Source organism: Candidatus Sororendozoicomonas aggregata, assembly GCF_031528575.1.
In the GTDB taxonomy this organism is placed as follows: Bacteria; Pseudomonadota; Gammaproteobacteria; order Pseudomonadales; family Endozoicomonadaceae; genus Endonucleibacter; species Endonucleibacter aggregata.
This window is the reverse complement of record NZ_JAVLSP010000123.1, coordinates 1-8,354: the sequence shown is the minus strand read 5'-3', so window position 1 is coordinate 8,354 and position 8,354 is coordinate 1. Positions and strand designations below refer to the sequence as shown.

The 8,354-nt window shown below is 46.9% G+C and carries 7 protein-coding genes; all 7 read left to right on the top strand.

Annotated elements, in window-relative coordinates; all coding sequences use genetic code 11:
* The first annotated feature begins 650 nt into the window (after positions 1 to 650).
* The 7 genes from waaF to V4C51_RS16190 all read left to right on the top strand — a co-directional run bounded on the left by waaF (position 651) and on the right by V4C51_RS16190 (position 8,218).
* Positions 651 to 1,706, top strand: a complete 1,056-nt coding sequence (gene waaF, locus V4C51_RS16220) for a lipopolysaccharide heptosyltransferase II (RefSeq protein ID WP_330927227.1) — start codon at positions 651 to 653, stop codon at positions 1,704 to 1,706.
* The gene (gene waaC / locus V4C51_RS16215) at positions 1,703 to 2,695 is read left to right on the top strand and encodes a lipopolysaccharide heptosyltransferase I (protein ID WP_330927226.1); all 993 of its coding nucleotides are present in this window, start codon (positions 1,703 to 1,705) and stop codon (positions 2,693 to 2,695) included. Before waaF ends, waaC begins: the two co-directional genes overlap by 4 nt.
* On the top strand, positions 2,668 to 3,813 hold the full coding sequence (locus V4C51_RS16210) for a glycosyltransferase family 4 protein (protein WP_330927225.1): 1,146 nt from the start codon (positions 2,668 to 2,670) through the stop codon (positions 3,811 to 3,813). The genes waaC and V4C51_RS16210 overlap by 28 nt, the downstream gene beginning before the upstream one ends.
* Positions 3,810 to 4,637 (top strand): lipopolysaccharide core heptose(I) kinase RfaP, encoded by an 828-nt coding sequence (gene rfaP / locus V4C51_RS16205; protein WP_330927224.1) that lies wholly within the window; start codon positions 3,810 to 3,812, stop codon positions 4,635 to 4,637. The genes V4C51_RS16210 and rfaP overlap by 4 nt, the downstream gene beginning before the upstream one ends.
* 89 nt (positions 4,638 to 4,726) lie before the next feature.
* A complete protein-coding gene (locus tag V4C51_RS16200; protein WP_330927223.1) occupies positions 4,727 to 5,899 on the top strand; it encodes a hypothetical protein in 1,173 nt (390 codons plus the stop codon).
* A gap of 466 nt (positions 5,900 to 6,365) precedes the next feature.
* The gene (locus V4C51_RS16195) at positions 6,366 to 7,070 is read left to right on the top strand and encodes a hypothetical protein (RefSeq protein ID WP_330927222.1); all 705 of its coding nucleotides are present in this window, start codon (positions 6,366 to 6,368) and stop codon (positions 7,068 to 7,070) included.
* A gap of 161 nt (positions 7,071 to 7,231) precedes the next feature.
* Entirely contained in the window at positions 7,232 to 8,218 is a 987-nt protein-coding gene (locus tag V4C51_RS16190; protein ID WP_330927221.1) for a BUD32 family EKC/KEOPS complex subunit, read from the top strand.
* Positions 8,219 to 8,354: the final 136 nt, after the last annotated feature.

Below are 8,354 nucleotides of genomic sequence, written 5' to 3'. Positions count from 1 at the left end.
GTGGTTCAACTGCATCCCTGCCATTTACTTATGTCTTACTGGAGATGCGGATTAAACCACATTTTCAAAGGGATAGATATTAGGGCTTAGCACCACTAGGAGCCTGTCGGACTTAAGGCAATTTCGGCCTGAAATCCAGAAAAAGCGGCTATATTTTCCGATACATTTGCTTAAATAGGTCAACTATTCGCGCAAACCCATCGAAAAATCTGACTCGCTCTACTGAATTTCATGCTCGAAAGCTTAAGCCCTACAGGCTCCTGGTGCTGTTAAGGGCTAGTACCTATACAGTCGTCATTCTCGCCTTTGCAGGAACGACGGTTGTGTGGTTAATTAACTGGCAGTTGCTGTTCACTGACAAGCGCTTTTCCCAAAAAGTTGATTTCACGTAAATACAAGCTAAAAGTGAGTATGGAAATAGGTGCATTTATCGTATACCTTTGCTCCATTTTCACATTGGGTTGCTGCTGAGCTTATTGTTCCGGCAATTCAGGATCTGCTCATCACACCTTTCTTTACCTGGTTTGTTACACTACTTGCCACTGAAATTTATGGGTTTTGAGCCTTTCTCACGCTGAGTCGGAGCCAAAACGGCCTTTCTGACGGGCGGTAGCGTGTCTGATTCCCATGTCATAGGATAACCCGTTAACGTGAAATACCTCATTGTCGGTCCCTCTTGGGTGGGGGATATGGTGATGGCACAATCGCTGTTTATCGCAATAAAGCAGCAACAGCCCGACGCTGTTATTGATGTACTGGCACCTGCCTGGAGCGGCCCTATTTTGCAGCGGATGCCTGAAGTTCGCCGGGGGATTGATATGCCTCTGGGTCATGGCGAACTCCAACTGAGGACCCGCAGGAAGATTGGGCAATCCCTTAAGGCTGAGGGCTATGATCAAGCGATTGTTCTTCCCAATTCACTCAAATCAGCCTTGATCCCCTTTTGGGCATCCATTCCCGTTCGCACCGGCTGGCGCGGAGAACTTCGCTATGGTCTGCTCAATGATATTCGTGTGCTGGACAAAGCGCAGCGTCCTTTAATGGTGGATCGTTTTGTGGCTCTGGCCTATCCAAAGGGGGCGCAGACATCTGACCCTTTGCCCAAGCCAGCCCTCAAGGTGTCTGCTAATAGTGTAGAAAGCGTCCTGCGTCGACATGAACTGCACACTGGCAGACCTGTTTTAGGGCTATGTCCGGGGGCGGAATTTGGCCCTTCCAAGCAGTGGCCTGCCCGATACTATGGTGAAGTGGCGGCATCAATGATCAACGCTGGCTGGCAGGTCTGGCTATTTGGTTCCGAAAAAGACCGGACCATTACCAACGAAGTTATCGGATATCTCCCCGGGCCTCAGCAGGCGCACTGTTTTAATCTGGCTGGAAAAACCAGTCTGGCTGAGGCTGTTGATCTGCTCTCAGTCCCCAGTGCTGTCGTGAGTAATGATTCCGGGCTGATGCATATTGCCGCAGCACTTTCGCGGCCACTGGTAGCTCTTTATGGCTCTACCACAGCGGCACATACACCGCCTATGAGTGATAACAGCCAGACACTATGGTTGGGACTTGAGTGCAGTCCTTGTTTTAAACGGGAATGCCCCCTTGAGCACCAGAATTGCATGAAAAAGCTCAACCCTGACAGGGTGCTGGCGGCCCTGTCACCTCAACTGGATGCTGCCTCTGTGATCGCTAAAGGACATTGCACGGAATGAAGGTTCTACTGATAAAGGTTTCCTCCATGGGGGATGTCATTCACAGTTTACCGGCTTTAACTGATGCGGTGCAGGCAATTAAGGGCGTTTCTTTTGACTGGGTGGTTGAAGAAGCGTTTGCCGAAATTCCTGGTTGGCACCCGGCAGTGGATAAAATTATTCCGGTAGCTATGCGGCGCTGGCGCAAGTCACCCCTCAATGCGCTCACCAATGGTGAGTGGCGGCGGTTTAAAGAACGGTTAAAAGCACGTCAGTACGATGCAGTGATTGATGCACAGGGTTTATTGAAAACGGCCTTTTTAACCAGACTCTCCCGAGGGCCTTCGTTTGGCCTGAACAAGCACTCGGCACGTGAGCCGGTTTCATCCCGCCTTTACGAGAATCCCCAGCAAGTATGTTGGAACCAGCATGCTGTGGAACGGGTAAGGCACTTGCTCGCCCAGTCTCTTGGCTATGAAGTGCCTGATCACATTGGCAGGTTTTTACTGGAGAGAGAGCGGTTTGATTGCGACAGTTATTCTGACAAACCTTATGTTGTTTTTATTCATGGTACTACTCGCCACAATAAACACTGGCCTGAACCCTACTGGTGTGAACTGGCCAACCATGTAAACCGCTCAGGACTCAGGGTGTTGCTTCCCTGGGGAAACCCTGTAGAAAAAGCCCGGGCAGAGCGCATTGCCCTGGCGTCTGAATATGCTGAGGTGCTGCCAAAAAGCAGTCTGTCGAGGCTGGCAGGGATCATCAGCCACGCGGCAGGAGTGGTTTCTGTTGACACCGGCCTTGGGCATTTGACAGCAGCACTGGATAAACCTGCCGTTTCCCTCTACGGGCCCACCAGTCCGGCACGCATCGGGGCTTATGGCACGGGGCAGATTCACCTGACCCTGGATCACTGCCCACCAGGTGATTTCCCTGCGGTTGACCCTGATATCTTTTCGCCCATGACGCCAGATTTTGTATGGTCACGCCTGAAAACCACGCTGTAAGTTTTGTGCTGTACCACTACTTTCCCCACGGTGGTTTGCAGCAGGACTTTCTGAAAACAGCGTTAGCATGCCAGCGCCTCGGTTATGCCGTTTCAGTGTATACAACCCGTTGGGAGGGCCAGCGACCTGAAGGGTTTGTTATTCATCAAATGCCGGTCAATGGCAGCACTAACCATCGGCGGATGGTGAATTTTCAACAGGCGATACTGGCTGAGAAAAAAGCAGGCGATCTGTTGCTGATCGGTTTTAATAAAATGGCCGGGCTGGACATTTATTTTGCGTCAGACACCTGTTACCGCAAGAAAGGACTGACTGAGCGAAGCTGGCTGTACCGGCTAACCCCGCGTTATAAAATTTTCGAGCAGCTTGAGCGGGCTGTTTTTGGGCATGAATCGTCCAGTCATGCTCTGGTGTTAACGCAGCGGCAGGTGATGGATTTTCAAACGCACTATCAGACCCCGGAGGAACGCTTCACCCTGCTACCTCCGGGCATTGCAAGAAATGACTATATTGACAAGCGTCAGTCAACACGGGACAGCATTCGCAAGTCATTGTCTTTATCTGACAGTGACATCATGCTACTGCTGGTGGGGTCAAGGTTTAAAACCAAAGGACTCGACCGCGCTATCAGTGCTTTGGCCGCGCTGCCTGAAGTGCTTCAGAAAAAAACGTCCCTGGTTGTGGCAGGTGGCGACAAGCCCGATGGCTATCAACGGCAGGCTGAAAAGTCAGGTATAGCCAACCAGGTGGTATTTCTGGGCGCCAGGGATAATGTCCAGCAACTGATGGTGGCAGCCGATGTGCTGGTGCATCCTGCTCGTACCGAAAGCGCGGGCATGGTTCTGGTGGAAGCCATTGCCGCCGGGCTACCTGTGATTGTGACGGATAACTGCGGCTATGCCCACCATGTTGAGCGTGCCGATGCCGGTATTGTTGTCCCCGCTGGCCCCTATCAACAAAAGCAGCTCAATACCGCTGTGCAAATGATGGTGGGTTCGGGCAGCCTTGATTACTGGCAGCAGCAGGGGTTGCGCTATGCGGCTGAAATGGATTTATACAGCTTGCATGAGCAGGCCGCACAGATTATTGATCAACATTTTAAACAACGGTATTCATGACGCTGTTCTTACGAGATGACTTTAAGCGAACCTGGCAGAGTCAGGATGTCTTCCGGCTGCTCAATACCATGGAGGGAGAAACCTTCCGTGATTTAGAAGCGCGTCGTACCTTCCGGTTCGAGTTTCAGGACAAAGGCTTTTTTGCCAAAGTGCATAAGGGCGTGGGGTGGAAAGAAATTGTTGAAAATCTGCTGCGTTTTCGTAAACCGGTGCTCGGTGCCCGCAATGAATGGGACGCGCTGAATAAGTTGCACGCCCTCGGTATTGATACGATGACACCGGTGGCTTTTGGTGAAAGAGGGAACAACCCGGCCAGTCAGCAGTCATTTCTTGTCACGGAGGAACTCAGTAATATGTTATCTCTGGAAGAGCTGTGTGAACAATGGCAGGATAAACCGCCGACTATTCAGTTAAAACGGGCTGTAGTGGATAAGCTCGCTGATATCAGCCGCACCTTGCACAACAACGGTATTAATCACAGAGACTACTATTTTTGCCATTTCCTGACCCCTGCTGGCAGCTTTGAAGCCATCAGCAAAGGTGATAAGGCAGCGTTAAGGCTTTACTTGATAGACCTGCATCGTGCGCGGATTCGTCATTCATTACCAGCGAGGTGGCGCATAAAAGACTTGTCTGGCCTGTACTATTCAGCAATGGACTATGGTTTTACTCAGCGCGATATTTATCGGTTTATAAAGCGGTATACAGGACAGTCATTGAAAGAAGCACTGCATAATGATGTTGCGCTGTGGAAAAAAACGGAAGAAAAAGCAAAAAAACTGTATGCCCGGATGATCCGTAAGGCCGGGCATCCTAATTATTAAATGAGCCTGTTTATTAAAAATTATTGATAAAAAACAAATTGGCGCTATCTTTTGGTATTCTGTTAAACAATATTAAAAGGTGTTGCGTCATGATAAAAAAAATAGGGGTGTTATTTTTTATCAGTTTTATCTGTCACAGTTTTGCTGATGACGTTATGACATTCAATGGGCATCATTTTATTATTAACCCTGACAGTAATAAACAGTGTTATATACAATATAACAGCAGCGAGTTTCAGGTAGGCGCCAAACTACCTGTTTTTAATGACGAAGAAAATAATACGCAAATTGGCCAAGTTGTTGTTGGTGAGAAAGCCGTCATGGTTTTTTATAATTCGAACGATATAGGTTTTATGCCCTTTCCCATCAAAAATCTGATGGGAGATGAAGGAGAAGAAAAAAAAGGGGGGCAAGAGGGCGAATGCACCACAGGTGGCATCAGGGGAGCTGCCAGTCTGTCAGATTTTAAGAGAGACCTGGCAGAAAATGACAGTTTGCCAATGATTCACTTCAAAATTGATGGTTATAAAGACATTTTTCCCCCGACACAATTTGACGAAGATGGGGCACCTTTGTTTTCCGGTTGTTATTTATCGCCCGACCTGATGGCTCAGAAGTTGGTAAGGGAATTTGAACAAGTGAATGGAAGAAGGGTGGTAAAGAGTGATGAGCCTGTAGAACCATGCCGTGTGGTAAAGTGTGATGCTTATTTTCTGAATTCAAGAAAAGCCTCTGACACAGCTTTTTTAGTGACTATGGCGGATGGACAAAAATTTCTTCATTGTAGTGTTCAGGTGGATGAAGGCGAAGGGCCAAAAAAATCAGAATACTGGATTACGTTAGCAAAAGATGCTTTTGCCGTTGCAGGCGATAAGCCTAAAAATGTGCCTGAGATTGCACCTGAAACAGTTGCAAGCACTGTGTATGAGGAGATGCCTGAGATTCCACCGGAAACAGATACACTCGATATGTATGAGGAGATGCCTGAGGTTGTACTCGAAACAGCTGCAAATGGTATGTATCAGAAGGTGCCTGAGATTCTACCGGAAACAGAGGCATTAAAATCTGGTGAGGCGCCTGAGATTACATCCAAAACAAATGAATCAAAATCTGATAAGTTGGCTCAGACTACACCCAATAAAGGTCAATTATTATTTACTTATTTTCACAAAGTTGGCAACTTGCGCATTAACCCCCTTGGGACTTTTAGCCTGGAAATGTTGGCAGAAGCAAAACCTGATAAGGATAACAATCACTACTAGGAGCTTGTCGGACTTATGCTTTCGAGCATAAAATTCTGTAGGTCGAGTCAGAATTTTCGATCAATTTGTGCGAATAGTTGGCCTATTTAAGCAAATTAAACGGAAATTCTGGCCGCATTTTCTCGCATTTTCTCGCACTTTCTGAGTTTTAGGCCGAAATTGTCTTAAATCCGACAGGCTCCTAACACTCTTTATGCTGTTAAAACGGCTTCTTGGAGGGCAGAGAACCTATTCCAAAATCATCTTTGTGAAGACAGATGTTCATTATTGTGATGAATTTTTGCCTTTGCAAAAATGAAAAGCTGTTGATTTTCTGAAATGCGGCTACCCTTGCATTATCATCTTTTTGGCAGGGAATGCTGGCAGGAGATATTTTTCGTAGTTTTGAAAACAGTTAACCTGCTATGAAAGTGAAAACACCTCCTGTTTTTTCTGTCTGTGTTTCAGACGACTAACGGGTAGGTTTATGTTGCATTCCACAGACGATTTTAATACCCATATTTTAAAGACTGAGAATGTTCTTGTTCTGAAAAACGCAACGATGTTTGAAAACACAACAATGGTAAGGGGGAGTTGCGAAATTCCGTCTGTTAACCCAGAGGAAAATGGGTGCTTTTCAGGTTATGTTTTTCGAGGAGACTATAGAAGTCCAGAGACAGTTTTTCGTGAGGGATTCGAGAAACAAGTTGTTCTCACTCAGGAGGATATTGGCACTGTGACGGGTGATATGGATGGGTTAACCCACAATCGCGGCATTTCATCCACAGTCTGCGCGACAGTTGCCAGCAGATATGGTCTTGGAAGAACAAATGTACCAGGAAGCTCAGGCCGACACAGACGAGGCAATGTTTACCTTATTGATGCCGTCACCTTGAGGGGGTTTGCAATCCCTACCCCTCGCCCAAATCACCGACTGGTCGAGGCGTTTCCCATTTTGCAGAGGATATATGAAGTAAACTTTACACATAACATTCCTTCTGATCATGTAGTAGGTTTGGTCTGGCCCTATGAGGAGCGGCCATTCGACAATGCTCTGTTACCATGGTTTCGGCCAGATAAACTCTGTCTGGCGGTAAATCCGCAATACAGGCATGGCATAGATGGCGCCAAAGAGGTGGTTGCCCGTTTTAATGAGGGAGTGGCAGACGAGTCTGGTTGCTCGATTCAATAACACGGCTGAAAGCCACCTGTAAGTTGCTCACAATCTTATTTTGCGCAAAACTGATGCCAGTAGGAGAATAACGACTACTATTATCGATGGTATGCAGTCATCGATAAGCTGAAAAAAAAGACCAGCGCCAAAAAAAGGCCACAGCTTATTGAGGGTAGGGTATGAGGAATATTAATGAATGTTTACAGCCGCTTTTAGATACTGAGCGTTTAGCACAGCTTGCTCGTTACATCCATGATGCGATGCGTACAAACCCTGGCAAAACTGATACAGTGTCTACCCTTGCCGCACTTTATCCAAGGTACGATCGTTATCTCCCTGACATATTCAACGCAATAAAAGCATTGGATTACTCTTCGTTGAAAGCACAGGTTTATAAACGTCGCCGGTCTCAATACAAGTCACTTAAGACCTGTTTTAAAAACAACCGTCAGTTTGAAGTTAGCCAGTCATGGTCACAGTTTCAAATAGTCAACCGCTCAAAAGACTCAGTGGCGCTGCGTGAACTGTTATTAAGTATTGATAGCGCTATTGAGCAGGGAGAGTTATTAAAAAGTTGCAAGGCAACAACCGTTAGCCTTTATACCATGGGCAATGGTCAAAGAGTCATTATAAAACGTTACAACCCAAAAAGTACCTTGCATAGCTTGAAGCGTAGCTTGATTCTCTCCCGCGCGCGCGTGTGCTGGCAGGGAGCGCTGCATTTAGCCGCAATGGGTATTGCTACCCCTGAGAATCTGGCCATGCTGGAAAAGCGACAAGGTAAATGGATTCACTATAGTTATGTGGTCACCGAACACAGTGAGGGAAAGACACTCGGTTCATACTGTTCAGAAGAAAACAACTGTACTATCAGAGGCAATGTCTATCGAGAGCTGGAAGATATTTTTGTAACCTTTCCTCAAGTGTTGATTGCCCACGGAGACTTTAAGTCAACTAACTTTATTGTGGAAAACAGTCGTGTATTGATGATTGACCTTGACTCCATGAAAACACACAGGAGTCACTGTATTTTTAGAGGGACGTATCTCCGGGATATTGATCGTTTTGAGCGTAATTGGGGTAATGCCCCAGAGGCCGAGAGGCTGTTTCGGCCCTTAATAAACGATATTCGTCGATTATTAAACAGGGAAATTATTTTAGGATAGTTCCCATGTATTAATAGCCAAATATACTAGCCCGGATATTTCATAAACATGCTCCTGGCCTTGCTTGCTCCTTGCGGCTCTAAGGGAGTTTTGCTCAGTCGACCGTACTCCCCGGTACGGCGCTTCTTCACAAAAT